Source organism: Metasolibacillus sp. (genome assembly GCF_025291715.1).
Taxonomy (GTDB): Bacteria; Bacillota; Bacilli; order Bacillales_A; family Planococcaceae; genus Metasolibacillus; species Metasolibacillus louembei.
The window spans coordinates 1-774 of sequence record NZ_JAMBIZ010000069.1 but is presented as its reverse complement, the minus strand read 5'-3'; the positions used below and the strand labels follow the sequence as shown (position 1 = coordinate 774).

Here is a 774-nt window from a genome sequence, read left to right as displayed (position 1 = left end):
GTAACATCATTCCGTGGCAACAAGTTGCGAAGAAAACTGGTGCAACTTTAAAATACCTTCCGCTTCAACCAGACGGTACAATTTCTTTAGAAGATGTTCGTCAAACAGTTACACCGAATACAAAAATCGTTTCTATTATGCAAGTATCAAACGTACTTGGAACGATTAACCCTGTAAAAGAAATCGGAGCAATCGCACATGAAAACGGTGCAATCATGATCGTTGATGGAGCACAAAGTGCACCTCATATGAAAGTGGATGTACAAGATTTAAACTGTGATTTCTACGCATTATCTGCTCATAAGATGTGCGGACCTACAGGTATCGGCGTATTATATGGTAAAAAAGAATTGCTGAACAATATGGAGCCAATTGAATTTGGCGGTGAAATGATTGATTTCGTAGATTTACAAGAATCTACTTGGAAAGAGCTTCCGTGGAAGTTTGAAGCAGGTACACCGATTATCGGTAATGCAATCGGACTTGGTGCGGCAATTGATTTCCTAGAAGAAATCGGTCTTCATAATATTGAAAAGCATGAACATGAATTAGCGCAATATGCTTTAGAAAGACTATCAGAAGTAGATGGCGTTACAATTTATGGTCCAAAGCATCGCGCTGGTCTTGTTACATTTAATATTGAAGACGTACATCCTCATGATGTAGCAACTGTATTAGATGTAGAAGGCATTGCGGTTCGCGCAGGACACCACTGTGCACAACCGCTTATGAAGTGGCTGAAAGCTTCTTCTACAGCACGTGCGAGCTTCTATT

At 40.2% G+C, this 774-nt stretch carries 1 pseudogene; it reads left to right on the top strand.

What is annotated here, in order from left to right:
- Positions 1-774, top strand: a pseudogene (sufS, locus tag M3Z76_RS19625) (cysteine desulfurase SufS); the annotation flags it as partial.